Consider the following 21505-nt stretch of genomic DNA (forward strand, 5'->3'; position numbering starts at 1 on the left):
GGGTTTGGGATCTCGTTTGCACTCGACGCCGCGGCGTGCGGACGTAACCTGGTAAGCATGCGACCGCAGCAACGGGTGGGGGACGACGGGCCGTCGGGCGCGTTGCCGTTGACTGAGATGGGTTGCGCCCCTGTGACGATGGCGGCAAGCCCGAAACCCGGTCGCGCAGCGCGGGGACGTCCCCGCCGACGGTGAAGAGTCAGGGGCCGCCGGCGCCGGGGGCCGGAAGCGCTGCAGAAGAACACTTCTTGACGACGACGGACGACTCGCCGGCGGATCCGCGCAACGGCGACGGCGAGGATCTGCGGGATCCCATCGAGGAGGTCAAGGCGGCGCTGGAACGACCGCGGCCGCACTCCGATGAGCTAAGCGGAGCCGCAGTGGCGGCGGGCGGTGCACAAGACCCGCCCCCTCGACGAGTGACCTGGCGTGGGGTCCGGCGCGGGGTGTACGCCGTCGTCGCTGCCACGGTGATCGCCCCGGTGGTCACGTTCGGCATGGCCTACCGCACCGTCGAGATTCCCCAGCCGGGCGACATCCACACCGATCAGGTCTCGACGATCCTCGCGGCCGACGGCACCGAGCTGGCGAGAGTCGTTCCACCGGAAGGCAACCGGACCGACGTCAAGATCGACCAGGTGCCAGTGCACGTGCGTGACGCGGTGTTGGCGGCCGAGGACCGCGACTTCTACACCAACTCCGGCTACTCCTTCTCGGGGTTCTTCCGGGCGGTCCGCAACAACCTGCTCGGGGGCGACACCCAGGGCGGTTCGACGGTCACCCAGCAGTACGTCAAGAACGCGCTGGTGGGCTCGGAGCGGAGCGGGTTCGCCGGGGTGGTCCGCAAGGGCAAAGAGTTGGTGATCGCCAGCAAGATGTCACGGGAGTGGCCCAAGGACGAAGTGCTGGAGGCCTACCTCAACATCATCTACTTCGGGCGCACCGCCTACGGGATCGCCGCGGCGGCGCGGGCGTTCTTCGGCAAACCGGTCTCAGAACTCGACATCGCGCAGGGCGCGTTGCTGGCGGCGGTGATCCAGCGGCCGTCGGCGCTGGATCCCGCATTCAACGCCGAACGCGCACTCAGCCGTTGGAACTGGGTGCTCGACGGCATGGTCGAGACCGGCGCTTTGAGTCCGGCCGAACGCGCCCGGCAGGTGTTTCCAGCGACGATCCCGCCGCAGCAGGCGCGCAACGCCGATCAGGCCACCGGACCCGAGGGACTGATCCAGCGGCAGGTCATCGCTGAACTGCTCGACATGTTCCGCATCGACGAGCAGGCGCTGAACATGTTGGGGCTGCGGATCACCACCACCATCGACATGAAGGCGCAGCGCGCCGTGGAGAAGGCGGTGGGAGACGTCATGGCCGGGCAGAAACCGGCGTTGCGGACCGCGGTGGTCGCCATCGATCCGCGTACCGGTGCGGTGCGCGCCTATTACGGCGGCGCCGATGGCGGCGGTTTCGACTTCGCCCAGGCGGGCCTGCAGACCGGGTCGTCGTTCAAGGTGTTCGCCCTGGTGGCCGCGCTGCAACAGGGCCTCGGCCTGGGTTACCAGATCGACAGCGCACCCCTGACCGTCGGCCGCACCAAGATCAGCAATGTCGGCGGCGCCAGCTGCGGGGTCTGCAATATCGCCGAGGCGCTCAAGCGCTCCCTGAACACCGCCTACTACCGGCTGATGCTCAAGCTCAAGAACGGCCCGCAGGACGTCGCCGATGCCGCGCACGCCGCCGGGGTCGCCGAGAGCTTTCCCGGCGTCGCGCACACGTTGTCCGAGGACGGCCACGGCGGGCCACCGGTGAACGGCATTGTGCTCGGCCAGTACCAGACCCGGGTGATCGACATGGCCTCGGCATACGCCACGCTGGCCAACTCCGGGAGATATCACCGGCCGCATTTCATCCAGCGGGTCGTCGGCGCCGACGGCAGGGTGATCTTCGACAGCACCACCGCCGGCGACACCGGCGAACAACGCATCCCCAAGGCGGTCGCCGACAACGTCACCGACGCCATGAAGGCGATCCCGGGCTGGTCGGGTGGTCACGAGCTGGCCGGCGGTCGGCCCGCCGCGGCCAAGACCGGCACCACCCAGCTGGGTAACACCGGAGCCAACCGGGACGCCTGGATGATCGGCTACACCCCGACGCTGTCGACGGCGGTCTGGGTCGGCACCGACCAGGGTGACGAACCGCTGCGGAACAAATGGGGCGGTCCGGTCTACGGTGCGGGGCTGCCCAGCGACATCTGGAAGGCCAGCATGGACGGCGCGCTGCGAGGCGATCCCATCGCGCAGTTCCCCAAGCCCACCGACATCGGCGGCTTCGCCGGGGTGCCGTCCGCGCCGCCGCCGCAGCCGGAGTGGTTCTCGCCACCGCCGCCCCCGGACGCGGAGATACCGGAGCCGCCACCGCCGTTCGGGGAGCCGCCGCCGTTCCCGCCGCCGCTGTTCCCGCCGCCCCCGCCGCCACCTCCACCTCCACCTGAGCCGCCGCCCCCTCCGCCGGAGCAACTACCGTGACGGAGGTGATCCCAGGCCGCCCGGTGGTGTCGCCACTGCCCCTTGCCGAGGACCTGCGCAGCGCCGACGACCGGGACCTGCCGTCCCGCACCGACGACGTCGTGCACGCGTTGTCGAACACCATCGGCGGACCGGTGGGCCGCCACGCGCTGATCGGGCGTGCCCGATTCATGACGCCGCTGCGGGTGATGTTCTTGATCGCGGTGCTGTTCCTGGCGCTGGGCTGGACCACCAAGTCGGCGTGCCTGCAAAGCGTCGGCTCCGGCGGCCCCGACGAGCGGGTGGCCAACTGGGACAACGAGCGCGCTTACTTCCAGCTCTGCTACTCCGACGTCGTACCGCTGTACACCGCGGAGTTGCTGAACCAGGGCAAGTTTCCCTACAAGTCCAGCTGGGTGGAGAAGGACGGCACCGGCAAGCCGCAGATCCGCTACGACGGGCTGCCCGCGCAGCGCTACATGGAGTATCCGGTGCTGACCGGGCTCTACCAGTACTCCGCGATGGCCCTGGCCAAGACGTACACGGCGATCACCAAGGTGGTGAAGATCCCGGCGTTGAGCGGGGTCGCCGAAGTGGTGGTGTTCTTCGACATCGTCGCGGTGGGCCTGGCCCTGGCCTGGCTGGTGACGGTGTGGTCCACCGCCGGGCTGGCCGGCCGCCGGGTCTGGGATGCCGCCCTGGTGGCGGCCTCGCCGCTGGTCATATTCCAGGTCTTCACCAATTTCGACGCGCTGGCCACCGCGTTCGCCGGGGCTGGGCTGCTGGCCTGGGCGCGACGCCGGCCGGTGGCAGCCGGCGTGCTGCTCGGCCTGGGTACCGCCGCCAAGCTGTATCCGGTACTGCTGCTCTACCCGCTGCTACTGCTGGGGCTGCGGACCGGGCGGTTGCGTGACGTCAGGCGCACGGTGACGGCGACTGCGCTGAGTTGGCTGGCGGTGAACCTGCCGGTACTGGTTTTCGCCCCGCGCGGCTGGACCGAGTTCTTCCGGCTCAACTCCCGCCGCGGTGATGACATGGACTCGATCTACAACGTGGTGAAGTCGTTGACCGGCTGGCGGGGCTTCGACGGAGAGCTGGGGCTGTGGCAGCCACCGACCGTGCTCAACATCGTGGTCGCGGTGTCGTTCGCGCTGTGCTGCGCCGGGATCGGCTACATCGCGCTGACGGCGCCGAGGCGGCCGCGGGTGGCGCAGTTGGCCTTCCTGCTGGTGGCCGCCTTCCTGCTGACCAACAAGGTGTGGAGCCCGCAGTTCTCGCTGTGGCTGGTGCCGCTGGCCGTGCTGGCGCTACCGCATCGCCGGTTACTGCTGGCCTGGATGGCCGTGGACGCACTGGTGTGGGTGCCGCGGATGTACTACCTCTACAGCGTCTCGGACCGCAGCCTGCCCGAGCAGGTGTTCACCTCCACGGTGCTGCTGCGCGATCTGGCGGTGCTGGGATTGTGTGCGTTGGTGATCCGGCAGATCTACCGGCCCGATCAAGCCCCGGTGGATCTGGTGCGCGAGCGGGGCGTCGACGATCCCGCCGGCGGGGTGTTCGATCGCGCGCCCGACGCCCGGCGGTTCGGCCGATTTCGCGCCGCGGCCCGGCCTCCGGTAACCTAGCCGGGTTGCCGACGCAGGCGACCCTCCTGCCGTGGTCAGATCCACGGCCGCACTACGACCATAGGAGGTGATGAGGTTCCCATGCGTCCATACGAAATCATGGTCATCCTTGACCCCACTCTCGACGAGCGCACTGTCGCCCCGTCCCTGGAGACGTTCTTGAACGTCATCCGCAAAGACGGCGGCACGGTGGACAAGGTCGACATCTGGGGCAAGCGCCGGCTGGCCTACGAGATCGCCAAGCATGCCGAGGGCATCTACGCGGTGATCGACGTCAAGGCCGCCCCGGCGACGGTGTCCGAACTCGACCGGCAGCTCAGCCTGAACGAGGCGGTGCTGCGCACCAAGGTGATGCGGACCGACAAGTCGTAGCAGGCTGTCGCCGCCGTTGCGTAGGCTCAGCTGACACATGCAGCGTCGATACGATCCCAGGAGGGCCCCGTGGCTATTGGTGACACCACGATCACCGTCGTCGGAAACCTGACCGCGGACCCGGATCTGCGGTTCACCCCGTCGGGGGCGGCGGTCGCCAACTTCACGGTGGCGTCCACCCCGCGGATCTACGACCGGCAGAGCGGTGAGTGGAAGGACGGCGACGCGCTGTTCCTGCGGTGCAACATCTGGCGTGAGGCCGCAGAGAACGTCGCCGAGAGCCTCACCCGCGGATCGCGGGTGATCGTCACCGGCCGGCTGCGGCAGCGGTCCTTCGAAACCCGCGAGGGCGAGAAGCGCACCGTCTACGAGATCGAGGTCGACGAGATCGGCCCCTCGTTGCGGTATGCCACCGCCAAGATCAACAAGGTCAGTCGCGGTGGCGGCGGGGGAGGCTTCGGCGCGGGCGGCGGTGCCACAGCGGGTGCGGCACCGATGGCCCAGTCCGGCGGCGCGCCCGCGGAAGACCCGTGGGGCAGTGCTCCGGCGTCCGGCTCCTTCGGCGGCGCCGACGACGAGCCGCCCTTCTAGACAACCGAACCACACAGCACGAAAGAGATAGATAGATGGCCAAATCCAACAAGCGGCGTCCGGCTCCCGAGAAGCCGATCAAGACGCGCAAGTGCGCGTTCTGCTCGAACAAGAAGCAGGAGATCGACTACAAGGACACCTCGCTGCTGCGCACCTACATCAGTGAGCGGGGCAAGATCCGCGCCCGGCGGGTGACCGGCAACTGCGTTCAGCACCAGCGCGACATCGCGATCGCGGTCAAGAACGCCCGCGAGGTCGCGTTGCTGCCCTTCACCTCGTCGGCCCGCTAGCCGACCGTCCGAGCCGAGAAAGTACGAAACGATGAAGCTGATTTTGACCGCTGAGGTGGACCACCTCGGAGCGGCCGGAGACACCGTCGAGGTCAGGGACGGATACGGCCGCAATTACCTGCTCCCGCGGGGCCTGGCTATCCTCGCCACGCGCGGCGCGCAGAAGCAGGCCGACGACATCCGTCGGGCCCGCGAGACCAAGCAGGTGCGCGACCTGGACCACGCCAAGGAGCTCAAGGCGGCCCTCGACGCGCTGGGCCCGGTCACGCTGCCGATGAAGACCGCCGCCGACTCGGGCAAGCTGTTCGGTTCGGTGACCGCAGGCGACGTGGTCACCGCCATCAAGAAGGCGGGCGGGCCCAACCTCGACCGGCGGATCGTGCGGCTGCCCAAGGCGCACATCAAGGCGATCGGCAGCCACCCGGTATCGGTGCACCTGCACCCCGAGGTCCACGTCGACGTCACGCTCGACGTCGCCGCGGCGAACTAGCATTCCCAGCTGCCCCGGTGGCGCCCTGATCGGCTCCGCCGGGGCGTTGCTGTGCCCGGATCCGGTTAAGGCCGGTTAACTCTGGCTAACTTTTCGGCCGGTGTGAAGTCCTGGTGCTATTTACCCGGTCGTGGAGCGCCGGCTACCTCCCCGTCAGGCAACACGCCCAAGACGGCAACCTGAGCCGACACGCCGAAGAGATTGTCTTCCACAACGACGACACCGCGGTGTGGTGCGCTTACCTGCGGTGATACCTAACCAGCGGTGAATGATCCACAGGTCTTCCCCACGGTCCCAAACAAGTGGAGGTCCGGTATGCACACTTCATCCACACCTTTGTGAACAAGGCCGTTTGGCGGCGTCGCCAGCAACGCCTAGCGTCAAGCCGGCACGACGGGACCGGGGGTGTCCGAAGATGTCTCAGCCCACGGCTAGCATGCCGGGGCAGCAGCATCGAATAGACGTTCGAGCGTGCCGTAGAGGAGGTGGGGCGTATGGCAGTGGTCGACGACCGCGGGCACTCTGAGCTCGAGGAGCCGCCGCGCGAGGATGTCGGCCGCCAGCCGCCCCAGGACGTCGCCGCCGAACAGTCGGTGCTCGGTGGCATGTTGTTGAGCAAGGACGCCATCGCCGACGTGTTGGAGCGGGTGCGGCCCGGCGACTTCTACCGTCCGGTGCACCAGAACATCTACGACGCGATCCTGGATCTCTATGGCCGCGGCGAGCCGGCCGACCCGGTGACGGTGGCGGCCGAACTCGACCGCCGCGGCCTGCTGCGCCGAGTGGGTGGCGCCCCGTATCTGCACACGCTGATCTCGACGGTGCCCACGGCGGCCAACGCGGGCTACTACGCCGGGATCGTCGCCGAGAAGGCGCTGCTGCGCCGGCTGGTGGAGGCCGGCACCCGGGTGGTGCAGTACGGCTACGCCGGCGCGGAGGGCGCTGATGTGGCCGAGATCGTGGACCGCGCCCAGGCCGAGATCTACGACGTCGCCGACCGCCGGCTCTCCGAGGACTTTGTCCCGCTCGAAGACCTGCTGCAGCCCACCATGGACGAGATCGACGCGATCGCCTCCCACGGCGGGATCGCGCGCGGGGTGCCGACGGGCTTCATCGATCTGGACGAGGTCACCAACGGGCTGCACCCGGGGCAGATGGTCGTGATTGCGGCGAGGCCGGGTATGGGCAAGTCGACGCTTGCATTAGATTTCATGCGGTCGTGCTCGATCAAACATCGGCTGCCCAGCGTCATCTTCTCGCTGGAAATGAGCAAGACCGAAATCGTCATGCGGTTGCTCTCGGCCGAGGCGAAGATCAAGCTCGGCGACATGCGCTCGGGCCGGATGACCGACGACGACTGGACCCGGCTGGCCCGGCGGATGAGCGAAATCAGTGAAGCGCCACTGTATATCGACGACTCACCGAACCTGACCATGATGGAGATCCGCGCCAAGGCGCGCCGGCTGAAGCAGAAGGCCGACCTGCGACTGGTGGTGGTCGACTATCTGCAGCTGATGACCTCCGGCAAGAAGGTCGAGTCGCGCCAGCAAGAGGTGTCGGAATTCTCAAGGCAGCTAAAGCTTTTGGCGAAGGAGCTGGAGTTGCCGGTAGTCGCACTCAGCCAGCTCAACCGCGGTCCCGAGCAGCGCACCGACAAGAAGCCAATGTTAGCTGATCTAAGGGAATCGGGCGCCATTGAGCAGGATAGCGATATGGTGATCCTGCTGCACCGGCCCGATGCGTTTGAACGTGACGACCCGCGCGGCGGCGAGGCGGATCTCATTCTGGCCAAACACCGTAACGGCCCGACGAAGACCGTCACCGTGGCACACCAGTTGCACTTGTCGCGGTTTACGAACATGGCGCACTAGGGACCACAGTTGTTGTAGGGACAGTTCAGCAGTCCGATCGGGGTGTTTCTCGCCCGAGCTAAGCAGCCTGTGAACACGCGCCCGTTCGCGGCGTGGGGACTGCCTCGAATTCAGTTGACTCGGCGGGTGTGAGTTTCGGACCGCGGTCCCGGGCTTCTTTACCCGAGAGCTTTACAAGTTCCGCAAAGAACCACTAGGCCAGCGTGATTGGGATGATGCGCGAAGGAGGCCGATACGCGGGCAGTGAAGACCTACGAGCACTGCGCTACTGCTGCGTCGCGTAAGATTCGTTGGGACTCAGACCCCAGGACCTATTGACAACATTCAACGGAAGTCATCATGCCCGAGGACCAAAGCACGGACGTTCCACCGAACCAGCTCTCCGTCGATCCGCGCAGCGCCTTCTATGACGAAGAGGTGCTCTCCCGCGATGTGGGTATCCGCTTCAATGGCGTCGAGAGAACCAATGTTCACGAGTACAACGTGGCCGAGGGCTGGGTACGTGTCGAAGTCCCTACCGCGAAGGATCGCCGCGGAAATCCGATGATCGTCAAGCTCAGCGGCACGGTTGAGCCCTATTTCCGCGTACCGAAGTAGCGGTCCCCGCGGGGCTAGGCGCGGCTGTCAACCGGCGCCGGCGGTCAAGACACCGGTCACTGGCCGATCCGGTCCAGATAGGCGCGCCGGCCGACGGGGTCGTAGTGCCCGGGTGGCCGCCGCAGTGTCGCAAGGTGTTTGAGCCGCTGCAGGAGCGGCTCGGGCGTCACTTCTTCCAGCGCACCGAACGGCGCCAGCCAGCGCGGCACAGTGATCTCATCGCGGGGACGGCGGGCGCTGTCAGCGATCGTTGAAGCGATGTCGGCGGGTTCTCGGGTCGGTAACAGATCCAAGGAGACCCCGGCGGTCAGGTCGGTGTGCACCGCGGTGGGAAACACGGTCGTCAGGGTGACGTGTGTCCCGGCGATTTCGGCTCGGATGGCGCGGGACAACGCGGCGACGGCGTATTTGGTGGCGCAGTACACCGACATCCCGGGGGTGGTCACTTTGGCGGCCATCGACGCGACGTTGACGATGTGGCCGCGATCGCGTTCCAGCATGCCGGGCAGGAACTCGTGCATGCCATTGATCACGCCACCCAGGTTGACGGCGACTTCGCGGTGATAAAGCGACAGCTTCTGCTCGGCGAACGGCCCCATGTACTGGATGCCGGCATTGTTGACCAACATCGCGACGGGCCCGTCGGCGGCCGCCGACTTGTGGAACGCGGCGATGCTGTCGGGGTCGGTGACGTCCAGATGGACAGCCCGAGCGCCGATCTGGTCGGCGGTACGGCGCGCTTCGTCGGCGTCGAGGTCACCGATCCATACCCGGGCGCCCCGGCGAGTCAATTCCTCGGCGGTGGCCCGGCCGATGCCTCGTGCGCCGCCGGTGACACACGCGACGGACCCTGCCAGCTCGATCATGACGCGCCGCTGGTTTCGTCGCTGAACTCTCGCAGCGCGAAGTAGGCGATCAGCCGTACCTGCCCGTCGGGCATGGTGAGCAGCGCTCGACCCAGATAGAGGCCGGGAGTCAGTTCCACGATCTCGTCCCGAGTGCGCTTGATGGGGAACGTGCGCACACTGGGGTTCCGATAGGCCGCAACGGAATAGTCCAAGGCGCGCACCGTGACGAATGGTGCGACCGCCGCTGTGTCGAGGCAATGACTGAAGTGGAAACCGTTGACCTCGTTACCAGCACGCCGCAGACCACGGTATCCGGGCGCGATGAGCGGCATCACCAGCCGGGCGATCGGCGCGAGCCGGTTGAATCCGGTCCCACCGGCGTGATCGAAGGATTTGCCGCGCCAGGTCGGCTCGATCTTGAGCAGCGGGTTGGCCGGGTGCGCCTCGGGGATACCGAACAGCTTGCCGACGATCAGGCCTTCCAGGGCGCCGTCGATCTTCTCCGGCGCATCGCCGCGACCGAACAGTATCGCGAGCTGGTCCTGTCGCCCTCGGTTGCCCAACTCCCTGAGGTAGTCCCAGCCTTGCCGTTGTGCCAGAACCGGCGCAACGCGCGCGAGTTCACGCAGCTCGCTCAGCGCGGACGTGCCGGTGTCGCTAGCCGACGCGTCGGCGGGGGGCTGGACCTGGCGAGAGGTGCTCACGGCTCTCCTTCCGGTATCTGGCACGATTCAGTACCAGAACTATCTGGTCCGAAACGGTGCCAGATCCGGTTGCCTGCTGTCAAGAGATGCGGAATGAAAAGAAAGTGCGACGATCATCGGGTGCCTGATGCCTCCCGTACGTACGCCGGTCAGCCGGCAGACGTCCGGCGCCGCGATCGGCGGGCCCGGCTAACCGAAGCCGCGCTCCACGTCCTGGCCAATGGCGACTGGCGAGGCATCACCGTTGAGAAACTGTGCACTGCAGCCGGGCTGAACAAACGCTACTTCTACGAGAGCTTCTCCGACCTCGACGCAGTGGCCACCGCCGTGGTCGACGACATCGCCCAGCAATTGCGGGCCGTCGCACTGCAGGCCACCGCAGCCAACGCGACCCAGCCGCTGGCGGTGCAGGCCCTGGCGACGGTCGACGCACTGGTGAACACCCTGGCCGAGGATCCGCGGCGCGCGACGGTGTTGCTGGGCGCAGTGGCCTTATCGCCCGCACTGCAGCGCCACCGCGATGACATCATGGTCGGTCTGACCGGGATGCTCGTCGAGCATGCCCGCACCGTGCACGATGTCGAACTCGAAAGTGACCCGCTGGCGCAGGTAGCACCGGCGTTCATCATCGGCGGCACCGCCGATGCCATCCTCTCGTTCATCCAAGGCCGGGCCGAAGTGACCAAAGAGGAACTGGTCCAGAGCATCGCGACCCTCTGGCTGATCACCGGCAACGGTGCTGTGCAGGTGGCGCAGGCCCGACGGAAACCGTAGGGCGCGATGTCCCGGCCCGACCAGTGTCCGACCATATCCCCTCGGCGAACGCACCGCGCGGTGCGGCATGCTCCCGGTCAGAACGAACCGGTCAGCGCGAACACCAGCGAGTCGAACAGACTCTGGAACAGTCCACTGTTCAACAGCCCCCCGGTTGCAATGGCATTGACCGCCGCGCCGATGTTGTCGATGTCATCGGAGATGTCGACGTATGTCAGCTGGCCGTCGACCGACGTGGTCGCGTCCGCGATCTGTTCGGGTGTCAGCCCGAGGTATTCGCCGTGCCGGATGAGGCCGGGCACGAGTTCGCCCAGCAGACCCCAGGTTTCGAAGTTGCCTTGCCAGTCCGAGGCGAAGTCATTGTCGATGGAGTAGATGGTCGCCGGGTACAGATCATTTGGTGTGATCAGGCCGAGAACGTCCTCGAGATCAAAAAGCTTGATGAAGAAGTTCGTGAGGTCCGGACCCAATACCGACTCCAGGCTGGCAAGCACGTTGGGCCAGATGCCGTCTGCCACGGCGGGGTTGCCGATGAACACGAAGTGCAGCAGCTCGCTGGGAATACCGGCTGCGGCGAGTTGGGTCATTGCGACCGAGCCGACTGCAGCGCCCTGTGAGTACCCGAACACGGTCAGGGGGTGCTCAGCACTGTAGGCGTCGGGGTCCGCAGCCAGGGCATTCTGTACCGCCAGCACCAGATTCGATGCTCCGGTAAGCGTGCTGTGGCCTTGTTGAACCAGTTGGGGAGTGGTCAGTACCTGCAAAGGAGCGCTGCACGGGTCGGTGCCGTCCATATAACAGACTGTTGAGCCGGTCGCTCCGCTGTTGAAGCCCAGCGCATTGAGATACAACGTCTCGGCAGCCCGCGCGAAATCGACCGACGGGGTGGGCTCAACGGTTCCTCCGATGATGATCGCCGACTGACTGCCTGCGAGCGGGCCGTCGGCAGCCAACAGGGTGAACCCGGTGTCCGCGGCCTGCGCGATCGGTGCGGTAGCGGCGCCGGCGAGCAGGGCAACGGCCGTGGCGTGGGCAAACATCCCGAATATGTTCACGGTGGCATCTTTTCAGCGCTGTCCGAGAAATGGTCGGATTCTGCCCGATATCGGGTGCCCGCCGATCCCGGCCACGCCAGCTGGAGGCCGGGGGTAGCTAAGGTTCGGTGGGCGAAGCCGGCCCGAAGTTCGCCGCTCACGCTGCTCAACGTCAATTGACGCAGGAACTCGGGTCACGGAGCGTTTACTGCAGGAGGGCTGGCAAATTGCTGGAAACTCTTGCTGAACCAAAACTTTGAGACCTACCTTAAACGGATATCAGACCGCGCAGATCCTTATCTAAGGAAGTACCGGCAATGGCTGATCCACGCGTTAGCAAGCAAGAGAATTGGCGGTCGCGTAAAACCAACATCCAGCGTTGTCGGCGGGCTGCCGAGTTGACCGGTGCGATCGGCGCGTTTGCGACAGTCGGGCTGCTGGCAGCTGCGCCCGAGGCCAGTGCCGATGAGTTCGACGTGATCATCGATCAGGTCCTCAATGCCGTAACCGGTGCCCTGGGTGATCAGGCCGCCGTTTCCGGGGCGCTTCCGGATTTCGACGGCGTGGGCGCCGCCGCGTCAACGGGCCTGGCCTCGCTCTTCGACGTGGGGTCGGGAGCGGTGACCAATCCGGCTGATGACTGGCTGCATGAGCTGGAACAGGGCTGGATCAACAGCGCCCTCGGTCAGCAGGTCGACACCGTCATCAATAGTTGGTTCAACCAGCTCGATCCCATGACCGGTGTGTGTGGGCTGATCTGCAACGGCGCTGATGGGGTCGGGGGCGGGCTGATCTTCGGTGACGCCGGTACCAGCGCCTTGGCCGCGCCGGCGATGAGTCAGAACCTGCTGGTCAACCCGAGCTTCGAATTGGCCGACGCGTCCGAGTCGGGCTACAGCGGGGTGACCATTCCGGGCTGGACGGAGACCGGCACCCCGACCGTGATCCCCTACGGCGCCCCGGTCAATTACCCGCTGGGGCTATCATTTTCGCTCCCTGGCGCGACGGGGCTGTTCGGCTTCCCGGCGGCGCCGGCAGGCGACGGGGCCAACTTCGCCGGCGGCGGACCGGTTGCCACATCCAGCATCAGCCAGGTCGTCGATGTCACCGGCGCGGATGGAACGCCCTTCCAGCTGAGTGCGGATCTCGGCGGCCAAACGTGGAACCCGTCCTACACCGACGTGCAGGTCACCTTCCACGACGCCAACGGTGATGTGGTTGGCAGCACCGCCTCACTGGAACCGGTAACGGTATGGGATCGCCTGGGCTTCAGCGGGTTTGAGCATCGCGATATCACCGGCACTGTCCCCGAGGGCGCCACGTCCGCGACGATCACAGACACCTTCGTCGACAAGAACCTGTACCTGGGCAACTACAACGGCGCCTACGCCGACAATGAGTCCTTCACGGTCGGCGATCCGAGCCTCACCGCGGCATCCCTGACCACACCGACGTCGGACGTCGGCCACCTGGACCACGTGTTCCTCATCTACATGGAGAACAAGGGCGCCGAGGACATCGTCGGCAGCCCCAACGCGCCGTTCATAAACCACCTGATCAACACCGAGGGATACGCGGACAACTTCTTCGCGCTGAGCCACCCCAGCGACCCCAACTACATCCGGGTCATGGGTGGATCAGACTTCGGCATCGACTACAACCCGAACTCGGCCGTCGTCGACGCCCCCAGCCTCATGCAGGAAATGGATCAGGCGGGCATCACGTGGGCCGGCTACCAGCAAGACATCGCCCCGGGTACCACCGTCACGCCGCAGGACGTCGGAACGCCCTTCGGCCAATTCAACTACGTCGTCGACAACACCTCTGCCTACCTGCAACAACACCTGTTCTCGCTGGCGGACCTGTCTACCAACCTGCAGAACCCGACCACCTTCCCGGCATTCACGTGGATCTCCGCCGACGAAGACCACAACATGGAGGGACCGGTCGACACTCTCAGTGGCGTTCTCCAGTTCATTGCCACCCAGTTCACGGACCACCAGTACAACGTCGCGGTCGGCGACCAGTTCGTCCAGCAAGAGGTGGCCGCCATCGAAAACTCGGCGACGTGGAATGACCCGACGCAGCGAGACGCGATCATCATCACGTTCGACGAGGACAACAACAACCTGTCGCTGGGCTTCGGTAACGACGGCAACAACGTTCCGATGATCGTCATCCCCAACCAGGACGCCGTGACCGCCGGGGGAATGCAATCGGGTCACTTCACCACCGACGACTACTACAACCAGTACAGCCTGATGGCTACGATCGAGGACGCCTTGCGTTCTGCACCTGGAACTTTGGCCCCCCTCACCGCCAACGACATGTACGCCCAACCGATGAACGCGTTCTGGAAGTGACGCGGGAAGCGCAGATCTGACCGGTACCAGTCCGAGGATGGCTACAGACCCCATCGGCTGGCTACTCTCGATGTGTGGTGCAGCCGACCAACCCGCAGCCGGTTCTCGATGTCGAGGGCTCCGGGGTTCAGCCCCCGGTGGCCACCAAGGTGCGTCGGGCGTTCTGGCTGCTGGAGCGACTCGCGCCGGGTCTCGGGTCGCGGTGGGCCGTCGAACTGTGGTGCACCCCACCGGTCCTCGAGTCCAGCCTGCGGATGCCGCCCGGCGTCAAGCCCGGCGAGCCGCTGGAGGCGTACTGGAACGGGCACCGGATCGTCGGCGAGGCCTGGGGCGAGGGGCCACCGGTCTACCTGGTGCACGGCTGGGGAGGGCGGCGCCCGCATCTCGGCATGTTCATCAAACCACTGGTCGAATCCGGGCACCGCGTGATCGCGTTCGACCTGCCCAGCCACAACGAGTCCGATCCGGGCGCGCTGGCTCCCGGCCGCACCACCGCCATCGAGTGCGCCGAAGCGGTCGCCGCCATGATCCGTACGCACGGGCCGGCCCGCGCGGTCGTCGCCCACTCCCTCGGGTCCAATGCGACCGCGTTCGCGGCGTCATGGGGCACGACGGTCGGGCGGCTGGTGTTCCTCGCGCCGATGGGCGAGTTCCCGATCTACCTGGATCTGTTCGCCGCGCGCCACGGCTTCGGCCGGCGGATACGCGCCGGCCTGCACCGGCGTCTGGAACGCCGCATCGGCATGTCGCTGGAGGACACCAACATGGTCCGGATCGCCGAGAAGACCGACTACCCGCCGCTGCTACTGATCCATGACCCCGATGACCCCGAGACGCCCTTTGTGACGAGTGAGAAGATCGTCGCGTCCTGGCCCGGCGCACGGTTGATGACGACGCAGGGTCTCGGCCGGCTGGCGCATTTCCGGATTCTGCGGCATCGCCCCGCGATTCGTGCGGGCGTCGAATTCATCGGCCCCGCAACGGATTGACGGGCCGACTGTGCCGCCGGCCGGCGCCGAGCGCCCGGGCAGGCCTAGATGCTGTATTGCCGCAGCCGTTGCAGGCGTCGCATGCCGGCGGCGGCCACCTTGTTCGAGCACGGGCGTAGCACCTCCTCGAGCCGTGCGCGGACGTCGTCGGTGTCGAGGTGTGTCCCGATCGCCACAAGGTGATTGGCGCCGGTGCCCGCGGCGGCGGTCGTCACGTGTACGGACGTGCCGACGACGTTGAAAAGGTAGTGGCGCCTGCCGATCGCGACCGTGCCCTTGATTCGGTAGACACCCCGCGGCGGCTGCTCGAGCAGGTCGATCAGCGGGCCCGGGTCGACGGCGCCGTCGCTGACGACGGTGACAGCGTCCGCAGGCACGTGATCGTGGTGCTCGTCGTGGGCGCCGGCGGACTCGTCGAGGAGCAGTTCCCGAAAGGACATCTGCCCGGACTCGCCACCGTCGTCGACGTCGTAGAGCAGCCGGGGATCCACGCGTCCTGCCACCGCGCCCACCACGTGAGCATCGGGGTTCAGCTCGCGTACCCGGGCCTGCACCCGACGCAGCGCGTCCTCGCGGGCGCCCTCGGCGATCCGATCGAGCTTGTTGACCACCACCAGCGAGGCCGCACTGTAACGCGCGGGCGGAGCCTCCGCGGTATCGACGGTGTTGAAGTGCTCCACCGCGTCGATGACGTCGACGACACCGCCGTGCCGTATTCGTTCCACCCCGCTGAATCGAATAACTCGCGATACCGCCGTGGGCTCGGCAACCCCGCTCGCCTCGACGATGATCGCGTCGAGTGCGAGCTTCGGATCGGCCAGCTTCTCCAGCGCCTCGTCCAGTCCGCCTTCGTCCGGCAGATGGCAGATGCATCCGCCGGCGATGGAAACCGGTTCATCGACCTGACCGGTGACCAAACCGGCGTCGACGTTGAGCTCCCCGAAGTCGTTGATGATCACCCCCACTCGTGCCTCCGGTGCTCGCAGCACATGGTTGAGCAGCGTGGTCTTACCCGCCCCGAGGTAGCCGGTGAGGGCGATGACGGGGATGGTGGGCGCGGTGCGATCAGCCATCCGGCGATTATCGTTATGGCTCCATCGGGAACCAGAAGTCGAGGGTGTCCTCGACCCCGCCCCAGTCGATGCCCAGCCAGTCGCCGAAGAAGTCCTCGATGTTGCCGAACGCGCTGTAGAAGAACGCCACGACCGAGTAGAAGATGCCTTCCCACCAGCCGCTGTCGATCAGGCCGTGGCCCCAGGCGTTGAGCCAGGCGGCGAACTGGTCGAAATCGCCGGAGATGTCGATGTCGGTGATCGTGCCGTCGGTGGTCGCTATGTGATTGGCCACCTGGTCGGGGGTGAGCCCCAGGTACATCATGTGTTCGTAGAACAGCCCCAACGCCGAGGTGGAGGTGGGGTCGGTGACCGGGTCGCCGGGGATCGTGTAGTCGGTGACCGAGAACCAGTCGTTGGGGGTCTGCACGCCAGACAGCAGACCCGTGTCGAAGAAGTCGGACGAGGAGGCCCCGCCCAGATCCGGCGACACGGTGTCGGCACCGACCGGGTTGCCGATGAACACGAAGTGCAGCAACTCCGGGTCGACGCCGTCGTGGGCCAGCTGGGCCATCGCGATCGAACCGGCCGTGGCGCCCTGCGACCAGCCGAACACCCACAGCGGATTGTCGGCGTCGTAGGCGTCCGGGTTGGCGTCGAGCTCGGCGTGCACCGCGCGAACGATCTCGGCGGCCCCGACGAAGCTGCTGTGGCCCTGCTGGATGAGGGCAGGGGTGGACAGCACCCGCAGCGGCGCGTCACAGTCGCCGACGCCGACCACACATGAGGTCGGATCATCGCCGGCGTCGAAACCCAGCGGCTGCAGGAACAGATCGGCCGCGGTCTGGGCGAAGGTCGGTGACGGGGTGGACAAGGTGGTGGGGCCGACGAAGAACGCGGTGCCGGCCAGCAGGTTGATGTCGGCATGCGTGGCGTAGGCCGGCGGGCCGGCGAGCACCCCGCCGGCCACGGTGCCGGCAATGGCGATCGGCGCGAAGGCCTTGGTCAGCATCACTGGTCGCTCCCGTTCGCTCGTCATCGGAGTCACTGCCGCGCCGCCGCGCCCGCTGGAACTGAAAATTCTGCGAGTAAACGAAAAGCGTCGGCTGAGGGCGATCATGGCAAGGGCGCTGCCGCGAAGTCAATGGAGCGTTGCCACAGATGCGCCGCTCACCGGGTGCCCGGCCGTTCGCGTCGCCGTTGACTCTCGTCACGAAAGAATGCGATTATCAGCGCTTCATGCTGTGCTGTCCGGGCCGCTACATAAACCCTAGGTGTGTCGCAATGAACCTAACCAAAGCTTTCGCTCCGATCGCCGTCGCGAGCGCGATCGCCGCCGGCGTCGTGGGAACTCCGGTCGTCCAGACGACGCTTGCCCGGGTGACGCTGCTGTCCGACACCGCCATCTTCGTCGGCGGGACCATGTTGTCCACCCCGTCGGCGACGTTCGCCCAGACCGCGGCCGACCTGTTCCTGCAGCCGCTGGGCTTCGACGCCGGCGACGATCCGGCGGTGTGCGTCATCGGGGCCGGCGTCTGTGATGCCCCGCTGCAGGTGCTGACCACCCCGCAACTCATCCTGCAGGGCCACAGCAGCTTCGTCGGGGCCGCGGAGATCGTTCGGGCGGTGCACGCCCAACTCGACGCCAATCCGGGCGGCTTCGACGCCGAGAACCCGCTGTGGGTGTTCGGGTACTCGCAGGGCGCCACGGCCGCCTCGATCGCCATGACGCAGCTGGCCCACGACGGCGTCGACCCGCAGGCACTGCACTTCGTATTCATCGGGGACCCCTCCGATGCGAGCGGCACCTGGCCGGGCAACACCAGCGACACGCTGTGGGACCGGCTTTTCGACATGCCGATCCTCAACGGCAACCAGACCCCGAACGACGCGTTCGCGGCAACGATCTACACCTTCCCGGGCGACCCGGTCGCCGACGCGAGCTCCAATTCGATGCTCGGGCTGTTCTACGAGCACGTCATGTACCTCGGGCTCACCCCGGAGCAGGTCGCCGACCACACCGCCATCACCGACGGTCTGATCACCAACATCGACATCTCCGGTGACATCGACCAGTTCAGCGCCTGGCTCGCCGCGTTCGGCAACGGGCTGCTCGACAGCGCCTCGCTGGAAGCCTTCTTCAATTCGCTGGTGGCCCTGGTCTACAACGCCTTCGGCAACATCGAGGGCTTCTTCACCGACTGGATGGGCATCGACTGGGCCGGCGTCGAGGACACCCTCGACGCCTGGTTCCCGATGGTCTGATCGACCGCCCACCGCCGGGCGGCCTGCCGCCCGGTGGTCCGCTCACCGCGGGTCCGGCGGCAGTGGCCGAAAAACCTGCAGCGCGCGATAGCAAACGGTGAATTCAGCTTCGGCGCAAGGGCTGTCGACTTCGCCGTCGCGGGCGATCGGGACCGGACCGTCGAGGGCGGTGAACCGGAATCGGGGAACCCGAAGCTCGTGGTAGAGCCGGCTGCGCTGCAGCCGCCCGGTCAGCAGGGCCGTGGCGATCCGCAGCGTGGCCCACGGCTGGCCGACGTCGAGGATCCGCACGTCCAACAACCCGTCGTCCATCCGGTGCCGGACGGCCGGAGCGAAGCCGGCCGGCAGATACACCGAGTTGCCGAGGAAGAACAGCGACGTTTGCAGCGTCTTGTCGTCGTAGGCGATGCGCACCGGTTGTTCGCGACGCAATGTCAGCAGCATCGCGTAAGCGCTGGCCAATGGTTTGCCGACCTTGTGCTGCAACCGTTCTCGCCGTCGCACGAACGCCGGATAGGCGCCGATGCTGGCGGTGTTGACCACGGTCGCCGCATCGTTGAACCGCACCACGTCGACGCGAGACAGGTCGCCGTCGGCCACGGCCGCAACGGTTTTGGCGGTGGTGTCGCAGCCGATGTCCTTGGCGAAGTGGTTCAGCGTGCCACCCGGGAAGACCGCCAGCGGCAGGTCGCGTTCCACCGCCACCCCCGCCGCCGCGGCCACCGATCCGTCGCCGCCGGCGATCGCCAGCACCTCGGCGGAATCGGCCGCCCGGCGCAACACTTGCGTCACGTCGTCATCGGGTCCGAGTTCGATCACCCTGACCGCGGGCAGCGCCTCGCGCACCTGCTGGGCGACCGCGCCGGCCCGCCCGCCGCCGGAGCGGGGGTTGACCACCAAGGTCACGCCGGCGCCGTCGGGACGCGCGGGACAGCCCACCCGCAGGGCGTCGGCGTGGGGTGGTGGCGGCGACGCGATCGGCGGCACCAGTTGCGCGCCGAGCACCGAGATCGCCGCGCCGATGCCCAGGCCGGCGAGCACGTCACCGGGATAGTGGGCGCCGGTGGCGATCCGGGACAGGCCGACCAGCCCGGCCAATCCTGCGATCGGCAGACCCAGCAGCGGACTTTCCAGCCCGACCCCGGTGGCGAACGCCGCCGCGCTCGCGGCATGGCCCGACGGCAGCGAGTTCGACCGTGGCAGCCGATGGGCGCGGCGCAGCAGCGGGACCAGCATCACGTTGGGGCGCGCGCGGGGCCGGATCCGCTTGACCAGCTGGTTGGTCACCAGACTGGTGACCGCCAGGCTGGCCACCCCGCGCGCGGCGGCGCGCCGGGCAGTCGGCCGGCCGGTCACCGCCATGACCGCGGCCAGCGCCAGCCACAGTTTGGAGTGGTCGGCAGCGCGCGTCAGCCCCGGCATGGTGGTGTCCAGCAGCCGGCTCGGCGAGTGCGCGATCGCCTCGAACACCTCGGCGTCGAGTTCGCCGAGGCCTTCGGTGATCCGGCGAAGCCCGGAACGTCGCCGCTGAAACGGCATCATCGGTCGTCCGACCACGGCAGTGATTCCTCCGTCCACCGGCGCCGCTGCGGTGCCGTACCGCAGCCCTATACCCGTTTAGCGGTGGAGAAACGCACCCCGCGGCCGTGCGCGAGAGCGCGGGGAGGGATCAGTCGAACAGTGCGCCGAAGTCGAGCAGCGACGCCAAGTCGAGGCTGCCCTCGTCGGGGCTGAACCAGTTGTGGTCCCCCAGCAGCGTGTCGAACAGCGAGGCCTCCGCACCCCCGGGCGGCGGCAGCGGGGGGTCGGTCGGCGCGATGACTCCCGCCCCGGTGAGGTACCCGACGCCGAGTGCCACCGCGTTGGTCGCATCCACCAGCAGGCCGCCGAAGAAGTCGTTGATCTGCTGGACGAACTCGGCCAGCCCGCTGATCAGAAAGATGTCCTGGTCCACGATCGACTGCAGGAAGGTGTCGATTTGGCCCACGAACTTGTCGAGGAAGTACGGGATGGAGGTGATCACCGTCCGGAAGCCCAGGGTGATGTCGTTGCCGATGTTCGGGTAGCCGTACATCGAGATCGCGTCGAGCAGCGACTGCTTGAGATCGGTGGGCGTGACGATGCTGTCGAGGATGGCCGGGTCGACGTTCATCGGGGTGCCGTCGAAGTCCGACCGCATCGGGGCACCGAGCAGCGCCAAGATCGTGGGAGTGATGTCGGCGATGGAGTAGTTCAGGTTCTGGCTGCCGTCGGTCGCGTGATCGCCGGCTTGGTCGAAGATGACGAACTGCGATGTCTCGTTGGGTGACTGGAAGCCGTGACCGAAGCCCAGTGACTGCTGGTGGCCGTGGTCGGTGGTGATGATGATCGACCAGTTGTCGTCCGGGTTGGCCAATTTCGCCTCAGCGACCGCGGCCAGGATCTGCTGGATGTTGGCCCCGACGTTCATGACGGCCTGCGCGTACTCTTGCGACCCGCCGCCGAATGAGTGTCCGGCCTCGTCGACCTGCACCTGGTAGGAGAACAGGAAGCTGTCGATGTCAGCGGGGTTGTTCGCGGTCGCCAGGATCTGGGAGATGGTCGCCGCGGTGACCGCCGCGTCGGTGTCGGCCCAGCTGTCCTGGAACGGGATGAACAGGTTGTTGTCGGCGCCGTAGCCGCCCGCGGCCCCGATGTCGTTGATGTAGTCCCAGTCGGCGATCACCGAGGTCTCGATATCGGGGTTGTGGTACTCGAGCAAGTTGAACACCGTCGGCCACTGGTCATACGGCTCGGGCCGGAACAGGTTGTTGACCACACCGTGCTTGTCGTCCCACACGCCGGTGAGGATCGTCGACCACGACGGACCGGAGATCGTGGTGTGGTTGACTTCGCTGGTGGCGCCGGTGATGCCCTGGTCCATCGCCGTCTTGAAGCCGCTGTCCTCGTCGTAGGCGTACTGCAGAATCTTGTCGAGGTTGGTGCCGTCGACGCCGATGAGCAGCACATGTTCGGCGGCCAGCAGCCAGTCGGCGGTCAGCGCCGACAACCCGGACGGCACCCCGACGGCCGCCCCGGTTCCGGCGACCATGCCGGCGACGGTGGCACCACACAGGAACTTTTTGATTGTGGTCACGGTCGTGTCCCTACTTCGACGTTG

19 protein-coding genes are annotated in these 21505 nt (G+C 66.8%); 12 read left to right on the forward strand and 7 right to left on the reverse strand.

Annotated features, from left to right (window positions below):
* Nucleotides 1-191: 191 nt before the first annotated feature.
* From ACAG20_RS08875 to ACAG20_RS08910, 8 genes are all read left to right on the forward strand, one after another.
* Entirely contained in the window at nt 192-2522 is a 2331-nt protein-coding gene (locus ACAG20_RS08875) for a transglycosylase domain-containing protein (RefSeq protein WP_370492274.1), read from the forward strand.
* The gene (locus ACAG20_RS08880) at nt 2519-4126 is read left to right on the forward strand and encodes a glycosyltransferase family 87 protein (RefSeq protein ID WP_370492275.1); all 1608 of its coding nucleotides are present in this window, start codon (nt 2519-2521) and stop codon (nt 4124-4126) included. The genes ACAG20_RS08875 and ACAG20_RS08880 overlap by 4 nt, the downstream gene beginning before the upstream one ends.
* Before the next feature lie 81 nt (nt 4127-4207).
* Nucleotides 4208-4498 carry a 30S ribosomal protein S6 gene (gene rpsF, locus ACAG20_RS08885; RefSeq protein WP_019736048.1) on the forward strand — a complete coding sequence of 97 codons (291 nt, stop codon included), beginning with the start codon at nt 4208-4210 and terminating at the stop codon, nt 4496-4498.
* Nucleotides 4499-4573: 75 nt separating this feature from the next.
* A complete protein-coding gene (locus tag ACAG20_RS08890; protein ID WP_112684952.1) occupies nt 4574-5089 on the forward strand; it encodes a single-stranded DNA-binding protein in 516 nt (171 codons plus the stop codon).
* Nucleotides 5090-5124: 35 nt separating this feature from the next.
* Complete coding sequence (gene rpsR, locus ACAG20_RS08895) at nt 5125-5379, forward strand: 30S ribosomal protein S18 (RefSeq protein ID WP_085081861.1); 255 nt, start codon at nt 5125-5127, stop codon at nt 5377-5379.
* A 31-nt stretch (nt 5380-5410) separates the two neighbouring features.
* Nucleotides 5411-5869, forward strand: a complete 459-nt coding sequence (gene rplI / locus ACAG20_RS08900) for a 50S ribosomal protein L9 (protein WP_112684938.1) — start codon at nt 5411-5413, stop codon at nt 5867-5869.
* A 494-nt stretch (nt 5870-6363) separates the two neighbouring features.
* The gene (gene dnaB / locus ACAG20_RS08905; protein WP_370492276.1) at nt 6364-7740 is read left to right on the forward strand and encodes a replicative DNA helicase; all 1377 of its coding nucleotides are present in this window, start codon (nt 6364-6366) and stop codon (nt 7738-7740) included.
* 339 nt (nt 7741-8079) lie between these two features.
* Nucleotides 8080-8337: a DUF3297 family protein gene (locus ACAG20_RS08910; RefSeq protein WP_112684920.1), complete on the forward strand. Its 258-nt coding sequence runs from the start codon at nt 8080-8082 to the stop codon at nt 8335-8337.
* A 56-nt stretch (nt 8338-8393) separates the two neighbouring features.
* On the opposite strand, the gene ACAG20_RS08915 is transcribed toward ACAG20_RS08910, so the two are convergent.
* Together ACAG20_RS08915 and ACAG20_RS08920 are read right to left on the reverse strand one after the other, a co-directional pair.
* The gene (locus ACAG20_RS08915) at nt 8394-9203 is read right to left on the reverse strand and encodes an SDR family oxidoreductase (RefSeq protein ID WP_370492277.1); all 810 of its coding nucleotides are present in this window, start codon (nt 9201-9203) and stop codon (nt 8394-8396) included.
* A complete protein-coding gene (locus ACAG20_RS08920) occupies nt 9200-9889 on the reverse strand; it encodes a hypothetical protein (protein WP_370492278.1) in 690 nt (229 codons plus the stop codon). Before ACAG20_RS08920 ends, ACAG20_RS08915 begins: the two co-directional genes overlap by 4 nt.
* A gap of 120 nt (nt 9890-10009) precedes the next feature.
* Here ACAG20_RS08920 and ACAG20_RS08925 point away from each other — a divergent pair, with 120 nt between their 5' ends.
* Nucleotides 10010-10663 carry a TetR/AcrR family transcriptional regulator gene (locus ACAG20_RS08925; RefSeq protein WP_165824963.1) on the forward strand — a complete coding sequence of 218 codons (654 nt, stop codon included), beginning with the start codon at nt 10010-10012 and terminating at the stop codon, nt 10661-10663.
* 77 nt (nt 10664-10740) lie between these two features.
* Here the strand turns inward: ACAG20_RS08925 and ACAG20_RS08930 are convergent, their stop codons facing one another.
* Nucleotides 10741-11703 carry a PE-PPE domain-containing protein gene (locus ACAG20_RS08930; RefSeq protein ID WP_370492279.1) on the reverse strand — a complete coding sequence of 321 codons (963 nt, stop codon included), beginning with the start codon at nt 11701-11703 and terminating at the stop codon, nt 10741-10743.
* A 392-nt stretch (nt 11704-12095) separates the two neighbouring features.
* On the opposite strand from ACAG20_RS08930, the gene ACAG20_RS08935 reads away from it, so the two are divergent.
* Nucleotides 12096-14060, forward strand: a complete 1965-nt coding sequence (locus tag ACAG20_RS08935) for an alkaline phosphatase family protein (RefSeq protein WP_370492281.1) — start codon at nt 12096-12098, stop codon at nt 14058-14060.
* Nucleotides 14061-14134: 74 nt separating this feature from the next.
* Complete coding sequence (locus tag ACAG20_RS08940) at nt 14135-15049, forward strand: alpha/beta fold hydrolase (RefSeq protein ID WP_370492282.1); 915 nt, start codon at nt 14135-14137, stop codon at nt 15047-15049.
* A gap of 44 nt (nt 15050-15093) precedes the next feature.
* Here ACAG20_RS08940 and ACAG20_RS08945 read toward each other — a convergent pair whose 3' ends face one another.
* Together ACAG20_RS08945 and ACAG20_RS08950 are read right to left on the reverse strand one after the other, a co-directional pair.
* Complete coding sequence (locus tag ACAG20_RS08945) at nt 15094-16122, reverse strand: GTP-binding protein (RefSeq protein ID WP_370492283.1); 1029 nt, start codon at nt 16120-16122, stop codon at nt 15094-15096.
* A 13-nt stretch (nt 16123-16135) separates the two neighbouring features.
* Nucleotides 16136-17113 (reverse strand): PE-PPE domain-containing protein, encoded by a 978-nt coding sequence (locus ACAG20_RS08950; RefSeq protein WP_370492340.1) that lies wholly within the window; start codon nt 17111-17113, stop codon nt 16136-16138.
* A gap of 272 nt (nt 17114-17385) precedes the next feature.
* Between ACAG20_RS08950 and ACAG20_RS08955 the strand changes: the two genes are divergently transcribed.
* Nucleotides 17386-18366 (forward strand): PE-PPE domain-containing protein, encoded by a 981-nt coding sequence (locus ACAG20_RS08955; RefSeq protein ID WP_370492284.1) that lies wholly within the window; start codon nt 17386-17388, stop codon nt 18364-18366.
* Nucleotides 18367-18408: 42 nt separating this feature from the next.
* On the opposite strand, the gene ACAG20_RS08960 is transcribed toward ACAG20_RS08955, so the two are convergent.
* Together ACAG20_RS08960 and ACAG20_RS08965 are read right to left on the reverse strand one after the other, a co-directional pair.
* Nucleotides 18409-19908, reverse strand: a complete 1500-nt coding sequence (locus ACAG20_RS08960; protein WP_370492341.1) for a diacylglycerol kinase family protein — start codon at nt 19906-19908, stop codon at nt 18409-18411.
* Nucleotides 19909-20035: 127 nt separating this feature from the next.
* Nucleotides 20036-21481 carry an alkaline phosphatase family protein gene (locus tag ACAG20_RS08965; protein WP_370492285.1) on the reverse strand — a complete coding sequence of 482 codons (1446 nt, stop codon included), beginning with the start codon at nt 21479-21481 and terminating at the stop codon, nt 20036-20038.
* Nucleotides 21482-21505: the final 24 nt, after the last annotated feature.

The organism is Mycobacterium sp. pW045 (assembly GCF_041287085.1).
GTDB lineage: Bacteria > Actinomycetota > Actinomycetes > Mycobacteriales > Mycobacteriaceae > Mycobacterium > Mycobacterium algericum_A.